This window comes from Nocardia sp. NBC_00403, assembly GCF_036046055.1.
GTDB lineage: Bacteria > Actinomycetota > Actinomycetes > Mycobacteriales > Mycobacteriaceae > Nocardia.
Genome location: NZ_CP107939.1, coordinates 5,441,407 through 5,465,393 on the forward strand (window position 1 = coordinate 5,441,407; position 23,987 = coordinate 5,465,393).

Here is a 23,987-nt window from a genome sequence, read left to right on the forward strand (position 1 = left end):
GCGATCGCGGCGGCGCTGGGCACCGATCGCGCCGTGCTGATCGTGGTGGGCTCGCTCAAGGTGGCCGCAACGATCATTCGGGCATCTGACATCGCTGAGGAACATCTCACCTCTGCCGGGGTGTCTATTGCGGCGCGTGTGCATGTCTCCGCCTTGGCTGAGAGCGCAGTCGCGTGGAAAGACCTGTCGGATTCAGCACAGGACGGGATCCTGTCCGCGGCTCAAAAGGGCCGCTCCAAGCGATTTGGGGCTCGAAGACCGATCGGCCACCCCGCACCGCAGCCCGACCGCGACACCGGCCGAAGTGGTCGCCCGGATCGAAAAGTTGCGCCGTGACCGGAAATGGTCGGCACGCCGCATCCACACCGAACTCACCGCCGAGGGTGTGCACATCTCGATCCGCACCATCGGCCGCCACCTGCTGCGGCTCGGACTCAACCGGCGCCGCTTCCTCGACCCGACAGGCGACACCAACCGGGCTCCACAGCGCATCCTCGCCCACCGGCCCGGGCACATGGTGCACGTCGATGTGAAGAAAGTCGGCCGCATCCGCGATGGCGGCGGCTGGCGCGTCCACGGCAAAGGCTCCGCCCAGGACAAAGCCAACAGCGCCGCATGCAAACGCGGAGAACGTGTCGGTTATGTGTTCCTGCACTCCGCGATCGATGGCTACTCCCGCCTGGCCTACACCGAAGCGCTGCCCGACGAAAAGGCCTCCACCGCAATCGGGTTCATGTTCCGCGCCCGAGCGTTCTTCGCCGTCCACGGCATCACACACATCGAGCGCATCGTCACCGACAACGGCTCCTGCTACCGAGCCCACGATTTCGCCAAGGTCCTGCTCGGGGCCAAACATCAACGCATCAGCCCCTACACACCACGCCACAACGGCAAAGTCGAGCGCTACAACCGGATCCTGGCCGAGGAATTTCTTTATGCCCGTGAATGGACGAGTGAACATCAGCGCAGCGACGCCCTCGCTGTCTGGAACATTCACTACAACTACCATCGACCACACACTGCCGCCGGAAACCTGCCACCAGCCAGCCGCCTCCGCACCGGCGTCACCAACATCATGACCTCATACAGCTAGACGACGCGCGCGCCCTGCTCGACCAAGCCGACCGGGTCAGCACACGGGTAGCCGCCGCCGCCGGAAATGCGAACATCACCATCGGCATCCTGGGTGACGCCACCGACCGCGGCATCACCAGGCTGGCCGCCGCCTACCGCCACAAGCACCCCGAGGTCGACATCCGCATCCGCGACACCGACCTCACCGACCCCACCTGCGGGCTGAAGGCGGGACTGGTCGACGTCGCGGTGACCCGTGCACCGTTCAACGACACCGCCCTGACCGCGCGTGAGCTGCGTGCCGACCCGGTCGGGGCGGTACTGCGTGCCGACGACACGCTGGCCCACCGTGACAACCTGAAGTTGGCCGACCTGGCCGGCCGCCGCTGGTTCCAGTTCCCCGACGGCACCGACCCCGTCTGGCAGACCTACTGGAACGGCGGCGAACCCGCGTGAAGGCCCGGTAGTTCGGGTCGTCCAGGAATGTGTGCAGGCCGTGCTCTGGAACGGCACCGTCGGCATCACCCCCCTCGGACACAAGGTGCCCGACGGACTGGTCACAGTCCCGCTGGTCGATATGGCACCGAGCAGTGTGGTGGTGGTGTGGAACGAGGGCGACACCAACCCTCTGATCCGATCGTTCGTGCAAATAGCAACGGCCGCATACGCAATTCCGAACCAACGGTAGCGAATCCCACCTGTCTCGAATATGCGCTTCCGATGCGGCTGAGAGATGCCCTGTCTATCTGATCGCCGTGTCACGACTGCCAACGCGGCGTTACCGTGTCTGCTGATCGGCCACCCAAGGATGTCCGGCCGCGCCCGCGATGGTCCGGTTCCCAGCGGAAATCCTCGCCACCAGCGCCGTCGGGTTAGCGACGCTGTGATGCGTCCTCTCCGTACTTCATCGGATACCTACGCCACGCGAACGCGGCGGCCCATGCGCTGCACCACACAATTCGCGCCGTCCATCACGACTATCCGCAGGTCCCTTACCTCTGGGCGGCCGTCTGCACGCGGGAATTCAAGGCGCGCTATGCAAGGAGTTAACAGGCTCATCGCAGAAGAGGGTGTAGTTGGAGCCTGTCGGTTTTCGAGGTCGTCTGCACGGATTTTCACGCTCGGCTGCAGTCCTACCCGGGCGCGACGAGACGTGCGCCGGGGAACGAGCTATGCACCGTCGTTGCCATCGCGTAGGGAATGGATCATGCTCTGCAGGATCCGGAACGCGCCTGCCTGCTCGGTCTCGGTCATGCCGGCCAGCATTCTGACCTCGACGGACCGGACCGCTACGGTCGCTTTCTCGAGGCTCCGTCGGCCGCGCGGCGTGAGCCGCGCGGGAAGAACCTTCCCGATGGGTGCCTCCGCAGGCCTGGTCACGTAGCCCTCTCGTTCCAGAGCGTGGAGCAGCACGTTCATCGACTGCCGTGTCACGAACGCGCCCCGCGCGAGCTCGGAGTTCGACAAGCCCGGTCGCTGAGCCAGCAGCTCGAGGCAGGAGTAGTGCGTCACGCTCATCCCGAGCGGCCGCAGCACCTCCTCCATGGCTGCGCGGAGGACGCTCGAGGCCTCTTTCAGCAGGTAGCCCAGTGACGTCTCCAGGTCGACGCCGACACCGTCTTGACTCATGTCAGAATTCTGACATAGATTGACCCGTGTCAGAAAGCTGACACGAAAGGAAGGAGCATCATCATGCCCGCCACCGGCCCCGACTTCATCTCGCTCCAAGCGCGCGACCTCGACGTTTCGAAGGCGTTTTACGAGCAGTACCTCGGCCTCGTCCGCTCGCAGGCCGGACCTCCGCATGCCGTCGTCTTCGAGACGAAGCCGATCGCGTTCGCACTCCGCGACATCGTTCCCGGCACCGATCTCGCATCCGTTGCCCAGCCCGGCATCGGTGCCGCGATCTGGCTCCACGCCACAGACGTCCAGGCCATTCACGATGCTCTCGTCGCCGACGGTCACACCATCGTCTCCGCACCGATCGACGGCCCCTTCGGTCGGACATTCACCTTCGCCGACCCCGACGGCTACCAGGTCACACTCCACGACCGCGCCTGACAGGCCAAACGCCACCGGACGATCACCTGCCCCCGCAGACCGCGGTTGCGTCCGAGACTCGAGAATTCGGGGGAAGTATTGGCGCAGAAGGCCATTGATGCTTCAGTGTTCCTAAAGCGTTGTCGTTTTCGATCACCGCCGCATGTCGGGGCCGGCAGCATGATTTTCGTCGCCTACCGGTGGAATGCGGAGAAGTCGCCCTGCCAGATCACCGATCTCGCGGGCACGGCCACTGGATTCAGCTGCGCTTTGGTCACTGTGTCCGCGTGCTTCACCGCCTGGCGTGAACCGGGCGGATCGCGTCCTGCGCACCCGCGCCGAACTGCTTGCTCAGCGAAACCTTATGCTCGGCGAGCGAACCGGCTGCCCCGTACACGATGGTCGCGGTCAGCCAGTTGTAGCCGTCGAACACCTTCTCACCGACGTTGATCAACTGAAACGTGAGAACGGTGACGGGCCCGTGGGATCGCGGCCGCTCGGTGAGCGTGCGAGACATGGCAGGTCAGGACGACCACGTGGAGACGGAGTTGCGCAACGAGCGCGGCCAGGTCGTGCGCCTCCCCCGGCCCTGCTGCGCTGCGGGCTACCGTCGGGGTACTTCGACGAAAATACGCGCGCCCAGGAGACTTCTGCCGCCGTGGTGGCTCTGACGCGCTACCCCTCCGAAGAGATCGTGGCCGCCCGGGCCTGGTCAGACACCATCACCGCTGGCCTGGATGAGGCGTGGTTCCAGCGGCTACGTGACCGCGCCGCGGACTGAGCACTCCCCCGGCGACGTCGTTACGAAAGCTCGCTCGAACAAGCTGTTCGGTGCTGCCACCTTCGGCCGGACTCGGCTGGCGGTGAACTCCGGTTGAGCGCATGCGAGACATGGACCCGATCGACATCGGGATCGCGAGCACGGTCTCTGCAGTTGCGCGAATGGGTTGTTCGCTGTGATCTGCAATTTTCCGAACGCTTTCGGATCCTGGGGTCCTGATGGTTCGATGCGTTCCCGTCGGCCAGTATCCACATCACGCCGCGTGCGAGGCTTCCGATGGACCTGCGTTCCGCCGCGATGCCGACCTGCGAGGGGGATGCGAACGTGCGTGCCAGGTCCCTTACCCGGACCGGGTACCACCTCTTCGCTGAGTAAGTCGGCCGACATCGCGCTGAAGGCACCCGATCAAGAAGAGCGCGTAGCAAAGCCGTGCGCAGGCACGCGGATTGTCGGAAGACCCTTCGTCAGTTCAGGTCGGGACTGCCTCGGAGTCGTCTTATCGAATCGCCGAACATTTGCAACCTGTTGATGTCATCCAACTGGATGATCTTGAACCATTGACAGGAGTATCGGCGTATAGCGATGCTGAAACTGTGTCAGGGCAGCATGATCCGGCTCCAACTAGCTGTAGGAGCAACACGGCATCGGCATTCGATCGCACATATGCGCTCCGGATCATGCACTCGATTCCTTCTGCGTTCGTACCTATGCACCAGCGATTGCCCGCTCGGTCCAACCGCGTTGCAGCACAGAGCGCTTCGTCGATACTCGTGGACATAGTCATAGGTCAACTTCAAGTCCGGCTGTTGATAGAGTTCGAGCTCGTCGTCCGGATCGGCCTTCTGAAGTATCGCGATCAGCCCGCCGAAAGAATCGACCAGTTGTTTGATTCCTTCCCCGCTCAGGCGCTGATGAGTGGTGGATTCGAGTGCGGCCTTCTGGGCAGCAACGATTTCTCGTTCCTTTTGAACCTCTCACGTCCAACCAGCCCTGGGTCGGCTCTCGCTTCGAGCGCAGGCCGATGCCGGACGAGTTTTGGTCGAATGCGGCCAGCGCTTACGTGCTGCTTCAAGTGTTGTCGGGTTGCGCGGCTTCGAGAAGCCCCCGGCATTCGCCTGGACATAGCCGCCGCCGACGCTGGACTGCTTGTCGTGGGTCCTTGTGCCGACGGAGCGGCGCGGATAGCCCCGAATGGGTACTTCCGATCCCCTATCGGCAGCGACGACGTGTGAGCCTCCGTACTCGACAATTACGAGAGCTTCGCCACCGGCCAACTCGACGCGATCAACCGCGGCAGCGCCGAAGCCCTCTTCCCCCCGCCTCACGGAAGCGTGATCCCGCGCCGGTGACGTCGGCGGGCTCGTCATGGACGGCCGAGTTCGGCGGGAGCGACATGAGACACGGTCTTAGATCGTGAGCTATTGCCGTCGAATGGGCGGGCGAGGGGAAGTGGTGTCGTCGCTGGCGGCGAGCTCGGCACACAGCGAAGCCGGTGACGGCCATGCACAAGCCTTACCTCGTTAATCGCGCTGTCGCGTCTCCACCAGAGTAGCCGAACGATAAATTCCGGCCGCATCCTCGGGGCTGATATACCAACGGGAACTTCGATTCAAATACATATACCCGGGGATGAAAACCGACTACACTTCGAAAATTCGGTATCCGAATACCCCATCGACATCGATCAATTCGACGGCGGATGATTATACCCATCCGGGGACCGTTCGTCGGGGAATGTGCAGAGAATCGGCAGAGGTAGGAGGGCAAATGTTCTTCAAAAAACTGACAGCAACCGCATTCATGGCCATCGCGGCGGCGAGCATAGCCACCGCGACAGCACATGGAGAGGCGACGCTGGGGAATGTCGACGTCACCGGCGTGGATGGCCCGGTCGCCTACACGGCGAGTCTCGTGGGCGATCACTCGAGCGCCCTGGTGACCCTCGCCTCCGGCAGGTTCGTCGTCACGCCCGACTCGGTCACAGTCCTCGCGAACGACGGTGCGGTAGTCGGCGCCATCCCGACGACACTGCGCACGGAGGCCGGACAGAATCTCGCGGTCACACCGCAGCTGGACAGCTCCGGCACACAGTTGACCCTGACACCGGTCGGCGGGCCGACACAAGAGGCTGTCGCGTACCAGGATATGCCCGGCGTGCAGCAGGCCATGGGACCGATGTCGGTCATGATGGGTGCAGCCCTCGGCTGCGCGATCGGCGTTATGATCGGGATCTGGTTCTTCCTGGTCGGAGCCATCATCGGATGCGCGATCGGCTGGACCATCGGCGCCATGTTCGGCTTGATGACACCATCCCCCTGATGGGTCACCCAGTGGAGGTAATCGAACACAATGACAGGCGGGCCGGGCGCCCATCGGCCGCCCCGGCTCACCGACGTCTCCACTCCGAGCAACCGTGACAGGAAAAGCCTTGGTGCGCCCGCCTATCCTGCTCTTCAACAGCGTCATGATCTACAACAGCTAGCCGATTTCGACAACTCGCGCCCACGCCGGTGGTCTGTCCGGAACGTAATCAGAATCGCGTTCGCTCCACGAAGGAGCCCGGCGGAACAACCCCACGACGGTGCGGCACCACGGCTTGGTCTCGGGCCAGGGCGTCTGACCGTCCGTGAGTACGACGACGACGTCCGGGCGGGGTTGGGCGCGAAGGGCTTTGGCGAAGCCTGTGCGTAGGTCGGTTCCGCCACCGCCCACCAGCGGTATACCCTCGGCCGCGCACAGCGGGTGCGCGATCCGGGCGGCCGCGTCGCAGGACAACACGGTGAGCAGGTCGCGGCGGCCGCCCGCCGCGCGGCTGATGGCAGTCACTTCGAGCAGGGCGCTGCCGAGTTCGGCGTCGCTGACCGAACCGGAGGTATCGATGATCACGCTGACGCGGGGTGGCGTGCGCCGCAGGCTAGGCAGGATGACGCCGGGCACGCCAGCCGAGCGTCGCGCGGGCCGGCCATAGGTGTAGTCCTCGCCGACCCCGGGCGCGGAGACGGCCGCGCGAAGTGCCGCGCCGAGCAGGTCGCGCCACGGCTGCGGTGGATGGAATGCTTCCTGCGCCCAGCGCCGCCATCCTTCGGGCACGTTGCCCGGGCGGCCGATGATGCCCTGCGCCACCCGGAAGCGCACGCCGTCGCGTTCCTGTTCGCTGAGGCCGTCCGCGCCGAGCGGCCCCAGCTCCCATTCGCGTTCCAGGCCGTCGGCGCCGCTGCCGCAATCGAGCCACGCCATGCCCGGCGTGTACGTTCCGAACCGGAACTCCCGCAGGTACTCCTCCATGAGTTTGCCTGCGGGCAAGTCGATGTCGGCGGGCAGGATCGCGCCCTCCGGGCGGACCAGTCCGTCGCCGAAGATGTCGTCGTTGATCTCGAAATCTGCGGCGATATTCATGCGCAGCCGTTCCCCAGGGCCGCTCAGCTCGTGCTCGCGGGCGAAGCGCTCACCACGGCCGTGATGATCGCGCAGCAGGTGCGAGACCTCGTGCACCAAGACCCCGGCCAATTCCTCGACGGGCATGCTGTCCACGAACGCGGGCGAAACGTAGCAGCGCCAGTACCGGTCCACACTCATCGTCGGGACGCGGCGCGATTCGACGATGTGCAGAGCGAAAAGGGCGGTCGCCAGGTAAGGCCGGACTCGGACGGCGTACAGCCGGGCGGCGAAAAGCTTTTCGAGATCCAGTTTCTGAACCGCTGCCGGCACAGTCATCGGCCCGCCCGCACGAGGTCGGCGGCGCGATCCGCGCGCTGCGACACCGACACCACGCCCGCGAGCTTCTCGATCGACGCCGGCACCTCCCAATTTCCCTGGCGCAGTGTGGCGAGCGTGGTCGCGGGGACGACCACCAGATCCGGCGCCCCGGTTTCGATCGCCTTGACCAGCAGCACCCACGCCGCATCCCAGCGGGATCGCTCCGGGCGCTTACGCACCGCCGCGACCACACCGTCGAGCGTGGCCTGGCGCAGATCCCCGCGCTCGGGCAGCTCAGCGCCCGCCGGATCGGCCAGTAGCGTCTCGGGGTCCGGGAGGTCCATCCGGTCCAGGCTGGTCAGCAGCTCGAAACCCGGGCCATCCCCGACCGCGCCCCGGACCAACAGCGACAGCACGTCCGTGGACGACCCCGCGGCGGTGGCGAATGCGATCAGCCGCAGCGTCATCTCCCAAGTGCGAGGCGAAGCCCAGGCGCCACCCCGGCGCGCTTCGCTGCTCGGCAGCTGATGCACGAGCTTCGGGCGCGCCGCGAGCAGCACGCATACCGCGCGACGCGCGAACGCCACTGCCTCCGTGAGCTTTTCTGGGTCGAGCTGCGGCAGTGTCGCGCGCGGCCAGGTGCCGCCGAGACCGCGCACGACCACATCGTGATCGTGTACCCAATGCAGGTGCACGAACCGATTAGCCAGCGGTGGGCTCAACTCCCAGCCATCGGCCGCCGACGAGCGCGGGTTGGCTGCCGCCACGATCCGGACGCCGGGCGGCAGCTTCAGTGAACCGATCCGCCGCTCCAGCACGAGCCGCAGCAGGGCAGCCTGCACGGCGGGTGGCGCGGTGGACAGCTCGTCGAGGAACAGCAGCCCCCGGCCCGCCCGGACCAATCGCACCGCCCAGTCCGGTGGAGCCATCGGAACACCGTGCTCCGCCGGGTCGTCGCCGACGATGGGCAGACCCGAAAAGTCCGATGGCTCATGCACACTCGCGATTACCGTGGTCAGCGGAAGATCCAGGGTTTGGGCGAGTTGCGTCAGGGCCGCGGTCTTGCCGATTCCCGGCTCACCCCACAGCAGCACCGGCAGATCAGCGGCTACTGCCAGGGTGAGGGCCTCCAGTTGGGTGTTGGGCCACGGTTCGGTGGTGGTCTCGCCGAGCAGGGTCAGTAGATCAGCGGCGATATCGAGCTGGGAAGCGTTATCCGCAGGGGTGTGAGCTGTGCAGCCAGTGACTGAAGAAGACATATGAATCACCTTGTGTTGTAGGAGGATTAACGGATACGACGCTGGGAAGTCGTCGCGCGGACGCGGGTCGTCAGGTGGTCGCGCGCAGCGGTCGCAAGATCGCCGAAGCAGTCGAGTCGCGCCGGAGGCACTGCTCCGGCAGGGTCAGTATCTCGTCGCGTTGCGCGGGTGCGCGCGGCGATCTCGTGGACGGCGAACGCCGGGGTAGTCGGGGGCGAGTTGCGGTTCGGACAGGCCGGATCGGTAGAGCCGATAGGTGATTCGCTGTTGCGCGGTGGCTGCCAGTTCGTCCTGGAGAGCGCCGTCACGCAGGATCGCTTCGGGACCGAGCAGGCCTTCGACGACGGTGAGTGCGCCGGCGGTGTCACCGTGTGCGAGACGTTCGCGAACGCCTGTGAGGCAGTCCGGCTGGCGATGTGCCTGATCGATGGCCTGCAGGCAGGGCAGCGGGGTGCCGGTCAAGGCGGCCAGGAGTTCCTCGCGCCGGATCTCGGCCGGGTCGTGGTCCAGCGCGGACAACGCACCGCCGACCAAGCCGATTCGGTGTTGCTCGCCGCCGCATTCCACCAGGTGTGTTCGCTCCGCCTGGGGTGGCCCCCAGGCGGACTCGCTCGGCGAATAGTCCGGCACCAGCGCCGCGGCGACCAACGGATGCAGTCGTTCGAGCGAGATCACGCCGGTGCGAAGCAGTTCCAGGTCGGGTGATTGCCAGGTCGCAGCGTCGGGCAGCACCGGAAGCGCGGAGACGGCTCCGGCCGGATATGCCGCCACGATCCGCAAGCCAGCAGGCCCCAGTTCGGCAATCACCCGCTGCCGGGCACCCAACCGCACCAGGAACGTATTCTCCTGTCGCCCTGCAGCATTGAGCAGGATTCGCGCCTCGGTACCCCAGCGATCAACGGCGTAGCCACGATCCCGCGGCGCAGTCTCCAGCAGAGCCGGGTCCAGTGCCGAGCGGTCGGCGCCCGGTTCGGCTCCACACCGCAGTCGCAGCTCATCGGCCCTGCGCGCATCCCAGAGGTGGCGGTGCAGGTCCATCCGGAAACGGCGGTCCGGCCGGGGACGCGGATGCAAGCCGACCGCGGTCCCGGACCCATCCCACAGCGCGAGGCCGACCCGCTGCCCGGCATCCGCCCAAGTCGGCGCGGTGCGAACCACCAAATGTAGGAAACCAGCTGCGCCCCAGGGGTAACGAGCAAGCGTGATCGTCAGCCCTGGCCGGAGCAAACCATCGGGAGCAACCCTCGGCAGGTGCCAGCGCAGCAGATCCGGGGCTAAATTCCGGAGATCGGATCGGACATCGGCCGCCAGCTCCTCGCCGTAAGTCCTTGCCACGGAACATAAATCGATATCGACATCGAAACGCGCTGCGGCACAGGAACCTGCCCAATCCCCGGCGCGACGCCGAGCGGTAGCGGTTTCGATCATGGAGGGCGGCACGGCGAACTCACGCACGCGCGGCCAGAAGGAAAGACGGGAATCGTCCGCATTCGTCTTCACAGTGAGCATCAGCACTCACCTTGGACGGACGGGACCCCCAATCTGCGATCAGAAGTAATCATCATCGCTTCGATCATAGAGCGCACCGCCGGAACTCGCCAAACACGGGCCGGGAACCAAGCCCACGACGGCCGCCGTCAGGCCGGCCCGGCAATGAGGTGGAGGTATGCGGTGTCGAGGGGGGATGTCGGCCGCGAACCAGGCGGCGGGTCGATCGTCGTCGCGCGGGCACCTGGCGGTTGTGATGCACAGCCGCGCCACCGCCGCAGCAGCCAGGCCGGGCAGGTGCCACGCGATCCCGGCCGGATCCGTGTATCGCACACCGTATTCGGCGGACCTGTCGTCCGTGCCGGTCGGCGGCAGGTGGGCATCAGCCGACCGTCCGCGGCTCGCATGGCGAAAGCCTTTGCCCCGCAATATCTCCGCTTCAGTGAAATCATCAAACGGACTGGTTCGGAGACTGCCCGCATCCAGGGGGAACCGCGACCGTTTGACAGGCTCTGGCCCTCCGGACACACTCGAACATCGTGTCGCACAGGGGTGGCCGTTCGGGGAGGGCTTCGCTCATGGGTATTCGTCACGGTCGCTCGGTGTCCGCATTGCTTGCCCTACTTCTGGTGATCGGGGTGGCCGGCTGTTCGCGGGGCACCATGCAACAGTACAAAGCGGGATTCTCTGAGCTACCCGCTCGCTGCTCCGGCGCGTTGAAACCCGCCGAACGGGCAATCAAGGCGTTCGCGGGCGAGGCGTACAGTTCCGTCGCCGAATCGCAGGACGCCAATCGTCGAGTCACGGACACCAGTCAGCATCTGACCTGTGCGATGAAGTTCGGTGGCTCGGTTCTGCGGGAACCCATCAAGCCGTACCGGACGCCGATGTGGCGAAACGTTTCGATCTCATACTTCCTGTCCCTGTATCCCATCAGGGCAAACGAGACCCCCAAAAACCTCATGGACTACGTCCCCCAAGCTCCGTCAGCACTCCCGAGAACAATGCTTACCCAGCCCTCGTTGACCAGCAGCGCCAGCACGCCCCCGACCACGAAGGCTTCCGGTCGAGTGTGGGATCCCTGCGAGATCCCGGAGGACAGCCTGACCGTTGCAGGACTCGATGTGAAATCGCAATTCCGCGGCGATAAGCAGACCAGCAGTGCGATGTGCATGTGGCGCGGCGGATGGTATCGACTCCGGGTGTTCTACCAGGATGCACCGTTCGAACGGTCGGTCTATGAGAGCTCCACCTATGTGCGTCCGAAGCCAGTGACCATCGGCGATCGCCACGCGGTCCAGGTGCACTGGGACAATTCCGACAACTGGTGTGTCCTGGCGTTCGAGGTACCCCTGGAAGCGAACCTTCCTGATGCCGGCGGCCCAACACTCACCTTCGAGGCCTCGTTGACCGAGGATCGATCCCAAACCGAGCTGTGCGACGAGCTGATCCGGGTGACGACCGCCGTAGCAGGAGCCATACCGCCGACCACGTGAGCGACCGACCGGGCGCCATCGTGCTCACCCTCGGGCAAGATCACCCTGCACGACAAGCCCAGGCCTACGAGTGATCGCTAGAGCGGGCATTCGGAGGGATCGACTACTACTGTTCGTTGATAGCCAGCAGTGTCCGCTGGTAAAACGTGTGGGCGTAGTGGTCGATACCCCTCCGGACACAGAACTGTGGCATTTATGCCTCAAAACCGCTGATCCTTTCCTTCTCCCCCATCGGGCTCGTCGCGGCGATGCCTCCGGAATCGGTGGCGGTCTGCCGATGGCGACCGTGGAGCAACCACCAGTACGCACCACGGTGTACAGCGTTGTGATCGTCACGGCCATGATCGCGGCCAAGCACGAAACCGTCCTCGGTAAGTCCCTGTGGCGCAACCACACCGCCGCGACCGAGCGGTATCTGCTTTTCCTCGCCGAGGCCGCCGCCGGACTCGACTTCGCCCTCGTGGACGTCGAGCCGGCCGCCGCGACGATACCGAATACCTCGACCTCGACCTCGCCGCCTGACACCACTTCTCTGAACTGTGAACCGGCTCGTCACCGGGAAGTCGTCACAGTCGATTGCGGCCGAAATCGGCAGTGGCCTGGAGGATCCTGTCCTGCATTGTGGGGCTGCCGGTGTGCCCGGAGTCATCGATGACGTGCAGTTCGGAGTCCGGCCATGCGTTGGCCAGTTCCCACGCAGCCTGGAGTGGGCCAGCAAGGTCAAGGCGCCCATGGATCAGCACTGCGGGGATCCCTGCAAGTTTGTGTGCGTCGCGGAGGAGCTGTCTGTCGTCGAGCCAGACAGCATTCGAGAAATAGTGGGTGCAGATCCGAACGAACGCCAGCATGGCATCGTCGGGTTCACCGCTGTATTGTCCTGGGTTTCCCAGGGTTTCGTGAGCAATGACTGCGTCCTCCCATGCGCACCAGTCCCTCGCGGCTTTGCGCCGGACCTGCGGGTCGGGGTCGTTAACCAGTCGTTGATAGGCGGCCACGAGGTTCCCGTTCCGCTCGGATTCCGGTACCCCGTCACGGAACGCTTCCCATGGGCCGGGCACTAGACGGGCGACGCCGTGGTAGAGCCAGTCGATCTCGTCGGGGGTGGTCGTGGTGACGCCGACGAGCACGATCTCAGTGACTCGCTCGGGGTAACGCTCGGCGTAGGCGAGTATCAGTGTGGATCCCCAAGAGCCTCCATAGAGGAGCCATCGATCGATGCCCAGGTGGGTGCGCAGCCGCTCGATGTCGGCGATCAGATGCTCGGTGGTGTTGTGGTCCAAGCTGACATTCGGGTCCGAGGCGTTCGGCAGGCTTTCACCACAGCCGCGCTGGTCGAACAGCACGATCCGGTATACGGCGGGGTCGAAGACTTTCCGTCCACCACGGTGCCCGCCGCTGCCCGGGCCGCCATGCACCACCAGCGCCGGTTTGCCGCCCGGGTTCCCGCTGGTCTCCCAATAGATCCTGTTGCCGTCCCCGACATCGAGCCTGCCGTGCGCATAGGGGTCAACATCCGGGAACGGTTGAGCCACTGCAGGATTTGAGTTCGGTATATTCATCTGCCCTCCTCGATATCGGGGTTCTCGCGGCTCGTCATTTTTGAACCAATTCTTCATGATGAGTCGTCATCGTCGGAACGCCGAGGTGGACGGGCTCGGTGGTCGATCTGAGCCGGCTTGTCCGAGCTGCCCGAGGGCGCCGGAGATGATACCGACTCGGGCCTGCCCAAGGGCGCCTTCCAACTGCCCAACGACGCCCGCGCAGCCCGATTCATCGGCGCGGCCCCGCCCGCCGGGCACGGCCGCCATCGCTACTTCGTCGCGGCGCACGCCCGTCGAGTCCATCGGCGTCCCGCCCACAGCCACCCCGGGCTTCCTCGGCTTCACCATGGCTTCACACATACTCGGCCGCGCGGTCCTGACCACCACTGCGGAAACCCCGCGCGTGGGCGAAGACCGCGCAGGCGACGACACCGCACGGGTCGAGGTTTCCCGACTGATCCCCGCCCCCGCCGCCGCTCAACTTCCCGGCGCCCGCGAAGGGATGGCGGCCTTCCGAGCGAAGCGCCCACCGTCTGGCGCGATTAGCGCCACCAGGGAACTCTTCAGAGCAGCGAAAATCCACGTGCGCCACGTCTACGTGGTTTCCGGCATCGGCACAGTGGATGCGCGCTAGCGCAAGTTGCATTTCATTGTCCTGCTTGGGTTTTCGTAGATATCTGGCTTGTCGGACGCGGGTTTGAGGAGGCGTCTGCAGTGTGCGGCGGCGAGGGTACGGGCTGGGTGAGGATGCGGCGGATCTCGGCGACTGCCGCAACAGAGCCACAAGGTATTCATGTCTGAAGTCCACTGGTCGTAGGATCGAGTTCGTAACGCTCTACCCATCCACAGCAGCATATTTGCCACCCGGACAAGAGGGCTCCCCTTCCTCGCTCGAACGCAAACCCGGATTCCGACTTGTCAGCTATGGCATTCAGGACACTTCGAGGACAGCATGATGCGTACCGAAGGCGATACCTGGGACATTGTGAGCAGCGTCGGCATGACCGCGCTCGGCGTCGCGGCCGCGCGCGCGATCGAGACGAAACAGCCGGATGCCCTCGTCCATGACGAGTACGCCGCCCTGTTCGTGGTGGCATCCGGCGATTCGGACATGAACCAACTGATCACCGATCCGACATTGTGGGCGCAGACCCCGTTCACCTCCGGGTTCATCGGATACCGAAGTCGGTTTTTCGACGATTTCTTCCTGTCCGCGGCGGCGGCAGGGGTGACCCAGGCAGTGATCCTGGCCGCCGGGCTCGATGCCAGGGCCTACCGGCTGGATTGGCCGGTAGGCGAGGTTGTGTTCGAGATCGACCAGCCCAAAGTGCTGGAGTTCAAACGTCAGGTGCTCACCGAGTCCGGCAGCGCGCCGAGGTCGGACCGGCGCGAGGTCGCCGTTGATCTGCGCGACGACTGGCCCGCGGCGCTCGTCGAGGCAGGCTTCGATCCGGCCTCGCCCACCGCATGGTCGGCAGAAGGGTTGCTGCCCTACCTGCCCGGCGCCGCACAGGATGCCTTGTTCGCGCGGATCGGTCGGCTTTCGGCACCCGGTAGCACAGTGGCGGCGGAGACCGTCGGCAATAACATCGATATGGGCCGCATCGCCGAGCAGGAGTCGGAATACTTGAAAGGCTTGAAAGGCATCCCGTTCGGCAAGGTCGACCTCGCGGCACTGTTCTACACCGACGAGCGCAGCGATCCGGCTGAATTGCTCACCGTCTACGGCTGGACCACCTCGAGCCTGCACCTGCAGGAACTGGCCGCACGCTACGACCGTCCCATGGCAACGGTCCCGGAGCCGCTGGCGCAAATTTTCGACAGCACGCAATACCTGACAGCTAGCAAGCCGTCCTGATTCGGTGCTGTTCAGCGAAACGCGAGCAGCTTCAAAGTGACGCGCCGCCGGAGCGGGATGCTCCTGCGCTGATCCCCTGGGACATTGGCGGCCCACAGCGGGTGGTCGCCTACGGCGCTGTGCGGGGCGAGGAGCTCGACCCCGGAACCGGCCCGGGACATCACGCGATCTACGACGGGTCCAAGGGCTACGCGGCCACCGGGGTCGACGCGTCGCCGGTGGCATCGGGCGCTCCGGCTCCTGCACCGTGCCACGCTTGACCTCAGTCGCCGAGCGCGGCCACACCGGTCCGCGCGAATTTCTCATCCAGGTCACCGCTGGGCGCACCCGCGACACCGATGCCGGCGATCGGTGCGCCGTCGGTGGCCACCGGGACACCGCCGCCCAGGAACAGGGTGCCGGGAATGTCGGCCAGATGCGGGGCCTTGTCCAGACGCCCGGCCAGCTGGGAGGTCGGCGCGTTCCAGGAGACGGCGGTGAAGGCCTTCCGCTCCGCGGCCTCGTAGGACTGTGGTCCCGCGCCGTCGCCACGCAGCAGCACGATGGTGTTGCCGTCACGGTCGACGATGGCGACGCTGACCCGCTGGTTCTCCCGGCTCGCGGCGGCGAGCGCGGCCTGCGCGGCCTCGGTGGCGGCGGCCACGGTGAGGTGATTGGTCTGCCGCAGGTCGGCCGGCTCGACCTTGCTGGCCAGCGCCGGTTGCGCAGCCGGGCCCGCGTCCTGACTGCCCCCCGCCCATACGCCGATGGCGCCAGCGGCGACGAGCGTTCCGCCGACGAGGGCGCCGGCGCGCTTGCCTGTTTTCTTGTGAATGTCCATGGTTGCGTTCTCCTGTGGTCGGGCATCGATGGCGGCCGGGCAGGTGCCGCGATGGCCATCTGCTGGTTGATACCGTCCGTCGCCATCGCCACACCGGCTGCTGTCGGCGGGCTGTTCGGGCGGCATGGGCAATGGGGTAGGTGAGGGTTAGGTGGCGGTGGGGGCGCCCGCGACGCGTCGCTCGCCGCCGTTGGCCACTTGCCAGAGGCGGTAGACGTCGACCGCTTGGTCGCGGGGTTCGTGGCGCATGGGTAGGCGTCGCTGGTCCCAGGGCTTGGCGAACTCGTCGTAGAAGGTGTTGAGTTCGAAGTACTTTCGGTCGTCGATGTAGTGCGGTTCGTAGGCATCGCGGGTGGTGAGGAAGACGACCTCGTCGGGTGAGCAGTAGTAGAGCGCGCCCAGGCACATCGGGCAGGGCAGGGCGAGGATGTAGATGGTGGTGCCGGTCAGGTGTTCGGTGCCGAGCTTGGCGCAGGCCTCGCGGATGGCGAGGATCTCCGCGTGCGCGGTGGGATCGTTGGTCTGGGCGACCCTGTTCGGGCTCTCCGCCAGGATCTGGCCGTCCTTGACGATGACGGTCGCGAAGGGGCGGCCGCCCTCGGCGACGTGGCGGCGCGCGAGGTCGATGGTGTGTCGTGCGAAATCCATGAGTTGTCCTTGCGGTGCGTTTCAGGCCACCGACTGCCCGCGGAGGTCCGACCAGGGAGGGGTGTCGGCCAACCGATGCGGCGCGGCTGCCCCTCCCTGGCGAAGGGCCCGGATCTTCGAGGTCGAGGGCTTGGCGACTGGTGTTATCAGAACGGCTTTGTCGGCAGGTACTTGCCATCCAGGGTGATGACGGCGCGCTCACCGCCCTCGGGGTCGGCGACTTTCTTCACATCGAGCTTGAAGTTGATCGCGCTGATGATGCCGTCCCCGAACTGCTCGTGGACCAGGGCCTTGAGGGTGGTGCCGTAGACCTGCAACATCTCGTAGAAGCGGTAGATCGTCGGATCGGTTGGGACCCCGCCGGGGATCGACCCGCGGGTCGGGATGGTCTGCAGCAGCATCGTCGCGTCGCCGCCCAGGCCGAGCAGGTCGGCGACCGCCGCGGCACTCTTCTCGGGCAGGGCGTGCTGGCCGAGAACAGCGGCGGTCACGAACGCCACCGACAGGCCGGCGGCGTCCGCGAGCTCCTGCCAGGTGAGGTCCTTCCTCGTCTTGGCGTCCACCGCTGCGGCGGCCAGTGCCTGGCGGGCGGTGGGGTCGAACTGTGCGTGCACCATGATGCGTGGGTTCCTTTCGGGATCGAACGTCGGCCGGGCCGGTGGTCGGGAGGTATCGGCGCTGTGGGGAGGTCCCGGGTGGCATGCGCGGGGGACCCGAGATGGGTGATCTGGGAGATCAGGCAGCGAGCACGCTGTCCGATCCGGCGGCGTCGATGACCGTGATCGCGCCGGTGCCGATGTCGAACACCCATCCCTCGACGGTCGCGGTGCCGGCGGCGACCGCGTGGGCAACCGAGGGGTGACTGGCCAGGTTGGCCAGCTGTGCGAGGACATTCACACGCACGAGCGTCGGGACGGCGTCGCCGGCAGCGGCGCCGGTGGCCCGGGCGGCGGAGGCGGCCGCGTGACGCAGCCACTCGGCGATCATCGGTGTTGCGCTCAGGTCGTGGCGTTCCGCCAGCGCGGTCATCGCCCCGCAGCCGGAGTGGCCGCACACCACGATGCGGGAAACCCCCAACACGGCAACGGCGTACTCGATGCTTGCCCCGACGCCGTCGGCTCCGGGTGGGCAGGCGGGGACGAGGTTTCCCGCGGTGCGGATCACGAACAACTCGCCCGGCTCGCTGTGGGTGATCAACTCCGGGACCACGCGCGCGTCCGAGCAGCCGATGAACAGTGTCTCGGGACGGTGGGTGGTGGCGAGGCGGGCGAACAGCTCCGTCTTGGCGGGGAAGACATCGCGTTGAAAGTGCGTGACGCCGGCGGCGAGGTCGTGCATGGATCGCTCCCTTCAGGGCGCTTGGCCGGGTTGGACCTGACAAGATCCACCATGCACAACCTGTCGCTATAGAGTCCAATACTTACTGTTCATAGCAATGATTGGTTGCATCTATAGTCGGTCTGGGGCGGGCCGATACCGCTAGGTCGACCGTGCGGCGGCCTGGGCGATCGCACTGAAGGCGCGGGCGGCCGCCGAATGGTAGGCGCTACTGCGACGCAGGAGTTCCACCGTCCGGGTGGGCAACGCGGGGGCTAGCGCGATGGGCAGTAGGTCGGGATGAGCACGCGTGATGGCGTCGGGCAGGACCGTGGCGAGCGATCCTCGCCGAACGAACTCGATCAGCGCGCCGATGGAGTTGGCTTCGACCCCGATGCTCGGCGCGATCTCGCAGTCATCGAAGTATTCGTCGATGTGAGACCGGGTCGCGAAGTCGCGACTGAGCAGCGCCAGTGGATGGTCCATGAGCTGCTGGACCGGCAGTGGCTCCGATCGCGCGGCGAGGGTGTGGGTCGATCCGACCACCAGGCTGAGATTCTCGGTGAACAGCCTGACGTTCTCGATCCCGGCGGCGTGGGTGCCGGTGAAGGCGATGCCGAGATCGACGCGGTCGGCGAGCAGGTCCGCCTCGATCCGGTCCTGGGTGGTCTCCACGACGGTGAGGGTTACGCCCGGGTGTGCGGCGTGGAACTGGTGCACCAGCGGGCCGATGAGGTAGGCGGTGATGGTCGGTGTCATCGCCACCCGCAGGTGCCCTCGGGAGAGGTCCTGCACGTCCTGTATCGCGCGCTCGCCGGCGTCGAGGTCGCGCAGCGCGAGACGCGCGTGATGCGCGTACGCCGCGCCGGCCTCGGTGAGGCGCACGGTGCGGCCGGACCGGTCGAGCAGCTGCACCCCCAGCGCTCGCTCGGCTTGCCTGACCTGCTGCGAGAGGGTGGGTTGAGACACGTGCAACGCCTCGGCCGCGCGGGTGAAGTTGCCGTGATCGGCGACCGCCAACAGATACCGGATATGGCGCAGCTCCATGACCGCCACTATAGATGCGCTCTATCGTGATGATGGGAAGTAGGTATTGGACTCTATCTTGCGCGCTGGGCACTCCGGAGATCAGCAACCAGTGAGGAGTTCTCAGGTGAACAAGCGTCCCCGCCGAAGCGTGTTGGCCGCGAGCGCATTCGCGGCGCTGTCCCTCGCAGCCGTGGCGTGCACGGCCAATCCTCCCGCCGCTCGGACAGCAGCGGAAACCTCGCCGGCGCCGACCACGGACACGCCGACTGCACCCGCCGCCGATCCGGCACCGACCCGAGTCCCTCGCGCCCCGGCCCTCAACCCCGCGCTCCTGCAGGCGGCAGCGAACAACGACGCCGCGACCGTGCGGGAGTTGATTGCCCGCGGGGCCGACATCGAGACCCGAGGCGATCACGATCGCACTCCGTTGATCGCGGCCACGAAGAACCGCGCTGCCGCCGCGGCGCAGGCGTTGATCGACGCCGGCGCCGACGTCAACGCCAAGGACGATCTCGAGGATTCGGCCTACCTGTATGCCGGGCGCCGAGGGCCTCGACGAGATCCTCGAGATGACGCTGCGCAACGGCGCCGACCTGCGCAGCGTGAACCGCTACAGGGGAACGGCCCTGATCCCGGCGAGTGAACACGGCTACCTCGCCACCGTCCGGAGGTTGATCGAGGCAGGCGTAGACGTCAACCACATCAACACACCGCGCTGGACCGCCCTGCACGAGGCGATCGTCTACGGAGACGGATCCGAGCGATACCGGCAGGTCGTGACGGCCCTGCTCGACGCCGGCGCCGACCCATCGATCCGCGACGGAGCCGGACGCACCGCGCTCGACAACGCGCAGCGCCGTGGTCAGACCGCGATCGTCTCGATTCTGCGCGGCCACCCATGAGAGAAGGAGTCGCGATGATCAAGGGTGAGGAAGCCTATCTGCGGCGGGCGATCTCGCTCGCCGAGCACACAGGTCGCGAGGGCAACCACCCGTTTGGTGCCGTCATCGTGGCCGCCGACAGGGCCGCGATCGCCGAGGGCCGCAACGAGGTGGCCAGTGCGGGCATCGTCACCGCCCACGCCGAGCTCGTCGCGATCACGGCCGGGCGCGCCGCGGAGCTTGCCGGGGCCACGATCTACGCCAGTGGTGAGCCCTGCCCGATGTGCGCCGCGGCCGTCGTCTGGGCCGGGATCGCCCGCGTTGTGTTCGGCGCCGCCGAGCCGGATTTCAGCGCGATCATCGGCGGGTACCCGCGATTTGGTCTGCGCTGCGCCGAGGTCATCGGGTCCAGCGACGCGGCAGTCACCGTCTGTGGCCCGAACCTGGGCGACGAGGCACTCGCGCCGTTCCTCCGTCACGCCGCGGCGAATCCATGACGCCAACGCACAGCACCGTCCGGCAGGCTCTCGCCATACTCTTCGACCGAGCCGACCGGATCCCGATCGTACGATCGAGATGTTCGGATCCGGAATCTGCCTGCCGATTTGGTCAACCTCGGTAGAAGGTTCGGTCGCCGGGAGCCCGGGAAGCTCAACGGTGTGGATAAATTCGACGGCGGCCGGATCGACGGCCAGTGAGATCGCCCGCCTGTACGTTGCCCGCCTTCGCCTTTGCGGCACCGAGCTCCGGGGCGCGCGCTGACTTCACGAACTTCAGACCGATCACGCTGGCGACGATACCGCCGAGGAACAGGACCTTCAGTGCGGAAACCGATTCCGCGCCGGTGAGCATCGCGTAGGTGATGGTGAGTGCGGCGCCGACGCCGATCCAGACCGCGTAGGCGACGCTGAGCGGAAGCTTGCGCAGCGCGATCGCGAGTCCGATCATGCTGAGCGCCAACCCGATCAGGAAGACCACCGTCGGGACCTGTTCGGAAAGACCATGGGAGCTACCGAGCGCGGTCGCCCATACGGCCTCGAACACCGCACTGACGAGCAGAATGATCCACGGCATGTCAGCTCACCGCCTTCAGGCCTGTGACGCAGCCGATCAGCCAGAGTAGTAAGAGGGTTCGCGCGGCAGTCGGTTTCTCTTTACCGCTGATAATCGCCCAGAACGCTGTCAGTACAGCGCCGATACCCACCCAGACCGCATATGCGGTACCAGTCGGCAGGGTATTCATAGCAATGGCGAGTCCGATCATGCTGCCCACCAACGCAACCGCGAAAACAAAGGTGGCGCCGACGCGCCGGAAACCGTGGGACGCGGCTAGCGCGGTGGCCCACACCGCCTCCAGCACACCCGACGCAATCAGAATTACCCAAGCCATGACGAGCTGACCTCCATGGTCAGTCTTGTCGCTGTCCGGGTACTGAACCCTCGTCCGGAGGCCCGATCAGGGCCTTGACAAGCAACGTAGCACGCGGGTCATTCCAGATTTCGAAGGTGTGAAGACTGCCTGTGGGCGGGGCGTATGGCGGATTCTTCGGGGAATTCCCACGAATCGAATACCGCATTGCAGGTTGGATATGACCGACCACACGACAATGCGCCGCGTGTCTTCGATCGCTTCTATCGAGCCGCTGAATCACATTCCTGCACTGGCGGATCCGGATTCGGACTGGCCATTGTCGCCGCCGTAGTCGGCGCACACGGCGCCAGAATCCAGGGACCAACAGCCGACTGATCCCACTGGTGGACCCGCGGCGCGCGGGACGATGATTGGAATCGACCTTGGACGTGTACGGACACTTCGCCGACCGGGCGTACGCGGTCGAGGTCCAGTGGCCCCCGCTCGACCCGACTACCGGTAGCAGTAGGAGTCGGAGGACGCGTCGCCGCCCTGGAGGCGCACCTGGTGCACCCGAAGACCTCGAAAGTCCTCGTCGTGCGGAAAGAACGACTCGTCGATGGTCATTCCGCCGTCGGGATCGGTATGCATCACGGCCATCCAGGCGCCAACCCCTTCCGGGTAGAACTGGTCGTCCCACGTGCTGTAGAGCGAGTTGGTGAGGTAGACCCGCCGGCCGTTTCGGCTGATCTCGACCATCTGGGGGCCGCCGGCAAGCGGCTGGTTCGGCGCGGCCGGGTGGGCGGTGCGGCCCACGATCCCGCCGAGCCGGACCGACCCGGTCTGTTTCGGGTTAGCCGGATCGCGCACGTCGAATTGCTTGAGCTCTCCGGTACCCCAGCACGAGACGTAGAGGTGTGCGTCGTCGACCGACAGGTCGATATCGCTGACCAGCGGCGGCACCGCGCCGAACGGTTTCAGTGCCGGCGGTAGCAGGTCGGGATCAGCTGGCTCGGCCGGGATGGTGATCACCTTGTCTACCGCCCACACGCCACCATCGCGGTGCCAACGCCACACGGAGGCCGACAAATCCTCGGTCGAGATCACCACGCCGACGAACCCCCAGGTGGCGTCCGGATCGTGCGAAGGGCGCAGCTCGAGTGGCATCTGGTACTGCTCGCCGAGATCGATCCGCTGCTGGTGCCGACCGGCGGTGAGGTCCCAGAAGTGGATCGCGTGGCCGTACTTGTTGGCCAGCAGCAGCTCCGGATTCAGTCCGTCCTCGATCATGGACGGGGTGCCCCACTCGCTGCTGATCAGCGTGTTCTGGTTGAGATGCCACCATGCGTCGTACGCGAGGTATTGCGGCCCACGGTCGGTCTCCCATTGCCGCAGCACATCGAACGTGCCGTGATCGAGCAGCGCGATCCCGCCCGGCCCGTCCGATCCGTCTGACCCGCCAAGGCAGGTCATGAACACACCGTCCGGCCCGCAGTGCAGCGTGTGTGGACGGGAGTAGCCGGCCTTGGCCGCGAGCTCGGAGCTGTCCACGATCTTGGACAGGGTGGGCTGGCGTGGGTCGGGCTGGGTGTCGAACACGTACAGGTGCGACGAGCGCAGACCCGGCACGATCAGGTACCGCCGAGCCAGTCCCGCAATGTGGTGGCCCTCGTGCTTCAGCGCGCTGCTGCAGGCGTTCCAGCCGAAATGGTGCAGCTCGTTGCCCAGGTGGGGTACCTCGGTCCAGCCCACCACCCGGCCGTAGGTGGCCGAGCCCGGATCCACATCAACTACTGACAGCGCATCCGGCTTCTGTGCCGCCCGGTCGAACGCAACGACGTATGCGAGCCGCTCCGGTGGCGCGGCAGCCGCCTCCGCTGCGCTCCGATAGAAGGTCGGGTCCATGTCTGAGTGATTCATTTCCAGCCTCCTTCATGTCGATGGGCGCAGACCCACGCACCTCGCCCGATCTGGCGGTTCCGAGATGGGCGCGACCCGTGGGTCGCGTGCCGCAATGGCGCGGGCAGACAGTAACCAGTCTCGGCCTTTCGACATAGATCCACCAGCTACCGCCAGTGCGGGGGCAGAGCGTTCGGTAGGACGCAGTCGTATTCCGGGAAGACCGGAAGGGTGAGTAGGTGACGGGAGTCGAACAGCAAGAGAAGAACGACAAGCCGAATTTCTTCGTGAAGATGCGCGTCAGCTGGTGGAAAAGGCAAACGATTCAGACTCGATTGCCCGAGAAAGGCGCTACCACGTATCAGACAAGCCGGGCCGCAACACGTTGCACATCAACCTACCGCTGTTCGAGGGCTTCGTGGAGAATGATATCGCCATGGAGATCACCGGTATCGAGATGGACACATTCGATACCTACGACAAACTGCGGCCGTGTCGGCGCGCTGTCACCGGCTTGCCGGCAGAATGGTTGGGTTCGATCGGACCGGGTGCTGACGCTACTGGCGATTGCGGTACCGCATCGAAAGAGCATGAGCAGAACCCGCCGCACGGCAGCCGGCGCCGCGCCTGCATGGACCGAAATAGCGGTCGTGTCAGCTCGCGATCGGTAGCGCCAGCAGCCGCGCCCATGGTGGCGTTCCGGGCACACGACGCCCACCGTTCGGCCGCAGTTGTCCTGCGCAACATCCGACTTCGCGACTCGTCGTAAATCGATCAGGTTCGGCAGCTTCCGCCGGCCCGACTACAGA

The 23,987-nt window shown here is 65.8% G+C and carries 27 protein-coding genes, 4 pseudogenes and 1 riboswitch; of the genes and pseudogenes, 16 read left to right on the forward strand and 15 right to left on the reverse strand.

All coding sequences use genetic code 11. The features are described 5' to 3' along the window. Window positions 1–241: 241 nt before the first annotated feature. Window positions 242–1,093: pseudogene (locus OHQ90_RS24050) on the forward strand (IS481 family transposase); the annotation flags it as partial. Here the strand turns inward: OHQ90_RS24050 and OHQ90_RS24055 are convergent. Then, complete coding sequence (locus tag OHQ90_RS24055; protein WP_328401065.1) at window positions 1,090–1,242, reverse strand: hypothetical protein; 153 nt, start codon at window positions 1,240–1,242, stop codon at window positions 1,090–1,092. The pseudogene OHQ90_RS24050 and the gene OHQ90_RS24055 overlap by 4 nt on opposite strands. Between OHQ90_RS24055 and OHQ90_RS24060 the strand changes: the two genes are divergently transcribed. Both OHQ90_RS24060 and OHQ90_RS24065 read left to right on the forward strand, forming a co-directional pair. After that, on the forward strand, window positions 1,216–1,530 hold the full coding sequence (locus OHQ90_RS24060) for a LysR substrate-binding domain-containing protein (protein WP_328413070.1): 315 nt from the start codon (window positions 1,216–1,218) through the stop codon (window positions 1,528–1,530). The genes OHQ90_RS24055 and OHQ90_RS24060 overlap by 27 nt on opposite strands. Window positions 1,531–1,561: 31 nt before the next feature. Beyond that, window positions 1,562–1,762 carry a hypothetical protein gene (locus tag OHQ90_RS24065; protein ID WP_328401067.1) on the forward strand — a complete coding sequence of 67 codons (201 nt, stop codon included), beginning with the start codon at window positions 1,562–1,564 and terminating at the stop codon, window positions 1,760–1,762. Window positions 1,763–2,244: 482 nt separating this feature from the next. On the opposite strand, the gene OHQ90_RS24070 is transcribed toward OHQ90_RS24065, so the two are convergent. Beyond that, window positions 2,245–2,703: a MarR family winged helix-turn-helix transcriptional regulator gene (locus OHQ90_RS24070; protein ID WP_328401069.1), complete on the reverse strand. Its 459-nt coding sequence runs from the start codon at window positions 2,701–2,703 to the stop codon at window positions 2,245–2,247. A gap of 63 nt (window positions 2,704–2,766) precedes the next feature. Here OHQ90_RS24070 and OHQ90_RS24075 point away from each other — a divergent pair, with 63 nt between their 5' ends. After that, window positions 2,767–3,135 (forward strand): VOC family protein, encoded by a 369-nt coding sequence (locus OHQ90_RS24075; protein WP_328401071.1) that lies wholly within the window; start codon window positions 2,767–2,769, stop codon window positions 3,133–3,135. 271 nt (window positions 3,136–3,406) lie between these two features. Here the strand turns inward: OHQ90_RS24075 and OHQ90_RS24080 are convergent, their stop codons facing one another. Beyond that, window positions 3,407–3,631: a hypothetical protein gene (locus tag OHQ90_RS24080; protein ID WP_328401073.1), complete on the reverse strand. Its 225-nt coding sequence runs from the start codon at window positions 3,629–3,631 to the stop codon at window positions 3,407–3,409. A 141-nt stretch (window positions 3,632–3,772) separates the two neighbouring features. Here OHQ90_RS24080 and OHQ90_RS24085 point away from each other — a divergent pair, with 141 nt between their 5' ends. Together OHQ90_RS24085 and OHQ90_RS24090 are read left to right on the forward strand one after the other, a co-directional pair. Further along, window positions 3,773–3,895 carry a hypothetical protein gene (locus OHQ90_RS24085; RefSeq protein ID WP_328401075.1) on the forward strand — a complete coding sequence of 41 codons (123 nt, stop codon included), beginning with the start codon at window positions 3,773–3,775 and terminating at the stop codon, window positions 3,893–3,895. A gap of 1,629 nt (window positions 3,896–5,524) precedes the next feature. After that, the gene (locus tag OHQ90_RS24090) at window positions 5,525–6,214 is read left to right on the forward strand and encodes a hypothetical protein (RefSeq protein ID WP_328401077.1); all 690 of its coding nucleotides are present in this window, start codon (window positions 5,525–5,527) and stop codon (window positions 6,212–6,214) included. A gap of 159 nt (window positions 6,215–6,373) precedes the next feature. Here the strand turns inward: OHQ90_RS24090 and OHQ90_RS24095 are convergent, their stop codons facing one another. From OHQ90_RS24095 to OHQ90_RS24105, 3 genes are all read right to left on the reverse strand, one after another. Next, window positions 6,374–7,609: a vWA domain-containing protein gene (locus OHQ90_RS24095; RefSeq protein ID WP_328401079.1), complete on the reverse strand. Its 1,236-nt coding sequence runs from the start codon at window positions 7,607–7,609 to the stop codon at window positions 6,374–6,376. Next, window positions 7,606–8,850, reverse strand: coding sequence for an AAA family ATPase (locus tag OHQ90_RS24100; protein WP_328401081.1), 1,245 nt, complete (start codon window positions 8,848–8,850; stop codon window positions 7,606–7,608). The genes OHQ90_RS24095 and OHQ90_RS24100 overlap by 4 nt, the downstream gene beginning before the upstream one ends. A 144-nt stretch (window positions 8,851–8,994) precedes the next feature. Next, a complete protein-coding gene (locus OHQ90_RS24105; RefSeq protein WP_328401084.1) occupies window positions 8,995–10,359 on the reverse strand; it encodes a hypothetical protein in 1,365 nt (454 codons plus the stop codon). Between the two features lie 557 nt (window positions 10,360–10,916). Between OHQ90_RS24105 and OHQ90_RS24110 the strand changes: the two genes are divergently transcribed. Continuing rightward, window positions 10,917–11,834 (forward strand): DUF3558 family protein, encoded by a 918-nt coding sequence (locus tag OHQ90_RS24110; RefSeq protein ID WP_328401086.1) that lies wholly within the window; start codon window positions 10,917–10,919, stop codon window positions 11,832–11,834. A 566-nt stretch (window positions 11,835–12,400) separates the two neighbouring features. Here OHQ90_RS24110 and pip read toward each other — a convergent pair. Then, entirely contained in the window at window positions 12,401–13,393 is a 993-nt protein-coding gene (gene pip, locus OHQ90_RS24115) for a prolyl aminopeptidase (RefSeq protein WP_442941165.1), read from the reverse strand. Between the two features lie 117 nt (window positions 13,394–13,510). Here pip and OHQ90_RS24120 point away from each other — a divergent pair. The 4 genes and pseudogenes from OHQ90_RS24120 to OHQ90_RS24135 all read left to right on the forward strand — a co-directional run. After that, window positions 13,511–13,630 (forward strand): annotated as a pseudogene (locus tag OHQ90_RS24120) (YbhB/YbcL family Raf kinase inhibitor-like protein); the annotation flags it as partial. 91 nt (window positions 13,631–13,721) lie between these two features. Then, window positions 13,722–14,009, forward strand: a complete 288-nt coding sequence (locus OHQ90_RS24125) for a hypothetical protein (protein ID WP_328413451.1) — start codon at window positions 13,722–13,724, stop codon at window positions 14,007–14,009. A gap of 318 nt (window positions 14,010–14,327) precedes the next feature. Next, window positions 14,328–15,233, forward strand: coding sequence for a class I SAM-dependent methyltransferase (locus tag OHQ90_RS24130; protein ID WP_328401090.1), 906 nt, complete (start codon window positions 14,328–14,330; stop codon window positions 15,231–15,233). Then, a pseudogene (locus tag OHQ90_RS24135) lies at window positions 15,230–15,457 on the forward strand (class I SAM-dependent methyltransferase); the annotation flags it as partial. The gene OHQ90_RS24130 and the pseudogene OHQ90_RS24135, both read left to right, overlap by 4 nt. 38 nt (window positions 15,458–15,495) lie before the next feature. On the opposite strand, the gene OHQ90_RS24140 reads toward OHQ90_RS24135, so the two are convergent. The 5 genes from OHQ90_RS24140 to cynR form a co-directional block, all read right to left on the reverse strand. Beyond that, complete coding sequence (locus OHQ90_RS24140) at window positions 15,496–16,053, reverse strand: GlcG/HbpS family heme-binding protein (RefSeq protein WP_328401092.1); 558 nt, start codon at window positions 16,051–16,053, stop codon at window positions 15,496–15,498. A gap of 147 nt (window positions 16,054–16,200) precedes the next feature. Continuing rightward, window positions 16,201–16,701 carry a nucleoside deaminase gene (locus tag OHQ90_RS24145; protein ID WP_328401094.1) on the reverse strand — a complete coding sequence of 167 codons (501 nt, stop codon included), beginning with the start codon at window positions 16,699–16,701 and terminating at the stop codon, window positions 16,201–16,203. Window positions 16,702–16,847: 146 nt separating this feature from the next. Continuing rightward, window positions 16,848–17,318: a cyanase gene (gene cynS, locus OHQ90_RS24150; protein ID WP_328401096.1), complete on the reverse strand. Its 471-nt coding sequence runs from the start codon at window positions 17,316–17,318 to the stop codon at window positions 16,848–16,850. A 118-nt stretch (window positions 17,319–17,436) separates the two neighbouring features. Continuing rightward, window positions 17,437–18,039: a carbonic anhydrase gene (locus OHQ90_RS24155; RefSeq protein ID WP_328401098.1), complete on the reverse strand. Its 603-nt coding sequence runs from the start codon at window positions 18,037–18,039 to the stop codon at window positions 17,437–17,439. Between the two features lie 141 nt (window positions 18,040–18,180). Beyond that, window positions 18,181–19,065 carry a transcriptional regulator CynR gene (gene cynR / locus OHQ90_RS24160; protein ID WP_328401100.1) on the reverse strand — a complete coding sequence of 295 codons (885 nt, stop codon included), beginning with the start codon at window positions 19,063–19,065 and terminating at the stop codon, window positions 18,181–18,183. 346 nt (window positions 19,066–19,411) lie between these two features. Here cynR and OHQ90_RS24165 point away from each other — a divergent pair, with 346 nt between their 5' ends. From OHQ90_RS24165 to OHQ90_RS24175, 3 genes are read left to right on the forward strand one after another with little or no spacing between them, the layout of a single operon-like run. Then, window positions 19,412–19,690: a hypothetical protein gene (locus OHQ90_RS24165; protein ID WP_328413072.1), complete on the forward strand. Its 279-nt coding sequence runs from the start codon at window positions 19,412–19,414 to the stop codon at window positions 19,688–19,690. Next, complete coding sequence (locus tag OHQ90_RS24170) at window positions 19,581–19,949, forward strand: ankyrin repeat domain-containing protein (protein WP_328401102.1); 369 nt, start codon at window positions 19,581–19,583, stop codon at window positions 19,947–19,949. Before OHQ90_RS24165 ends, OHQ90_RS24170 begins: the two co-directional genes overlap by 110 nt. A gap of 14 nt (window positions 19,950–19,963) precedes the next feature. Then, the gene (locus OHQ90_RS24175; protein WP_328401104.1) at window positions 19,964–20,425 is read left to right on the forward strand and encodes a nucleoside deaminase; all 462 of its coding nucleotides are present in this window, start codon (window positions 19,964–19,966) and stop codon (window positions 20,423–20,425) included. 274 nt (window positions 20,426–20,699) lie between these two features. Here OHQ90_RS24175 and OHQ90_RS24180 read toward each other — a convergent pair. Further along, window positions 20,700–21,002: pseudogene (locus tag OHQ90_RS24180) on the reverse strand (DMT family transporter); the annotation flags it as partial. A 1-nt stretch (window position 21,003) separates the two neighbouring features. After that, a complete protein-coding gene (locus tag OHQ90_RS24185; protein WP_328401106.1) occupies window positions 21,004–21,318 on the reverse strand; it encodes a DMT family transporter in 315 nt (104 codons plus the stop codon). Window positions 21,319–21,332: 14 nt separating this feature from the next. Then, window positions 21,333–21,397: riboswitch (guanidine-III (ykkC-III) riboswitch) on the reverse strand. 65 nt (window positions 21,398–21,462) lie between these two features. On the opposite strand from OHQ90_RS24185, the gene OHQ90_RS24190 reads away from it, so the two are divergent. Next, window positions 21,463–21,675, forward strand: a complete 213-nt coding sequence (locus OHQ90_RS24190) for an ATP-binding protein (RefSeq protein ID WP_328401108.1) — start codon at window positions 21,463–21,465, stop codon at window positions 21,673–21,675. Window positions 21,676–21,792: 117 nt separating this feature from the next. Here the strand turns inward: OHQ90_RS24190 and OHQ90_RS24195 are convergent, their stop codons facing one another. Next, complete coding sequence (locus tag OHQ90_RS24195) at window positions 21,793–23,199, reverse strand: selenium-binding protein SBP56-related protein (protein ID WP_328401110.1); 1,407 nt, start codon at window positions 23,197–23,199, stop codon at window positions 21,793–21,795. Window positions 23,200–23,485: 286 nt separating this feature from the next. On the opposite strand from OHQ90_RS24195, the gene OHQ90_RS24200 reads away from it, so the two are divergent. Beyond that, window positions 23,486–23,947: a hypothetical protein gene (locus OHQ90_RS24200; RefSeq protein ID WP_328401112.1), complete on the forward strand. Its 462-nt coding sequence runs from the start codon at window positions 23,486–23,488 to the stop codon at window positions 23,945–23,947. The last annotated feature ends 40 nt before the right edge of the window (window positions 23,948–23,987 follow it).

Excerpts from the sequence above, each read along its gene's own strand:
- OHQ90_RS24070 (WP_328401069.1), bottom strand. The coding sequence starts at position 2,703 with ATGAGTCAAGACGGTGTCGGCGTCGACCTGGAGACGTCACTGGGCTAC.
- OHQ90_RS24075 (WP_328401071.1), top strand. The coding sequence starts at position 2,767 with ATGCCCGCCACCGGCCCCGACTTCATCTCGCTCCAAGCGCGCGACCTC.
- OHQ90_RS24080 (WP_328401073.1), bottom strand. The coding sequence starts at position 3,631 with ATGTCTCGCACGCTCACCGAGCGGCCGCGATCCCACGGGCCCGTCACC.
- OHQ90_RS24090 (WP_328401077.1), top strand. The coding sequence starts at position 5,525 with ATGAAAACCGACTACACTTCGAAAATTCGGTATCCGAATACCCCATCG.
- OHQ90_RS24095 (WP_328401079.1), bottom strand. The coding sequence starts at position 7,609 with ATGACTGTGCCGGCAGCGGTTCAGAAACTGGATCTCGAAAAGCTTTTC.
- OHQ90_RS24100 (WP_328401081.1), bottom strand. The coding sequence starts at position 8,850 with ATGTCTTCTTCAGTCACTGGCTGCACAGCTCACACCCCTGCGGATAAC.
- OHQ90_RS24105 (WP_328401084.1), bottom strand. The coding sequence starts at position 10,359 with ATGCTCACTGTGAAGACGAATGCGGACGATTCCCGTCTTTCCTTCTGG.
- OHQ90_RS24110 (WP_328401086.1), top strand. The coding sequence starts at position 10,917 with ATGGGTATTCGTCACGGTCGCTCGGTGTCCGCATTGCTTGCCCTACTT.
- pip (WP_442941165.1), bottom strand. The coding sequence starts at position 13,393 with ATGAATATACCGAACTCAAATCCTGCAGTGGCTCAACCGTTCCCGGAT.
- OHQ90_RS24125 (WP_328413451.1), top strand. The coding sequence starts at position 13,722 with ATGGCTTCACACATACTCGGCCGCGCGGTCCTGACCACCACTGCGGAA.
- OHQ90_RS24130 (WP_328401090.1), top strand. The coding sequence starts at position 14,328 with ATGATGCGTACCGAAGGCGATACCTGGGACATTGTGAGCAGCGTCGGC.
- OHQ90_RS24140 (WP_328401092.1), bottom strand. The coding sequence starts at position 16,053 with ATGGACATTCACAAGAAAACAGGCAAGCGCGCCGGCGCCCTCGTCGGC.
- OHQ90_RS24145 (WP_328401094.1), bottom strand. The coding sequence starts at position 16,701 with ATGGATTTCGCACGACACACCATCGACCTCGCGCGCCGCCACGTCGCC.
- cynS (WP_328401096.1), bottom strand. The coding sequence starts at position 17,318 with ATGGTGCACGCACAGTTCGACCCCACCGCCCGCCAGGCACTGGCCGCC.
- OHQ90_RS24155 (WP_328401098.1), bottom strand. The coding sequence starts at position 18,039 with ATGCACGACCTCGCCGCCGGCGTCACGCACTTTCAACGCGATGTCTTC.
- cynR (WP_328401100.1), bottom strand. The coding sequence starts at position 19,065 with ATGGAGCTGCGCCATATCCGGTATCTGTTGGCGGTCGCCGATCACGGC.
- OHQ90_RS24170 (WP_328401102.1), top strand. The coding sequence starts at position 19,581 with ATGCCGGGCGCCGAGGGCCTCGACGAGATCCTCGAGATGACGCTGCGC.
- OHQ90_RS24175 (WP_328401104.1), top strand. The coding sequence starts at position 19,964 with ATGATCAAGGGTGAGGAAGCCTATCTGCGGCGGGCGATCTCGCTCGCC.
- OHQ90_RS24185 (WP_328401106.1), bottom strand. The coding sequence starts at position 21,318 with ATGGCTTGGGTAATTCTGATTGCGTCGGGTGTGCTGGAGGCGGTGTGG.
- OHQ90_RS24190 (WP_328401108.1), top strand. The coding sequence starts at position 21,463 with ATGGCGGATTCTTCGGGGAATTCCCACGAATCGAATACCGCATTGCAG.
- OHQ90_RS24195 (WP_328401110.1), bottom strand. The coding sequence starts at position 23,199 with ATGAATCACTCAGACATGGACCCGACCTTCTATCGGAGCGCAGCGGAG.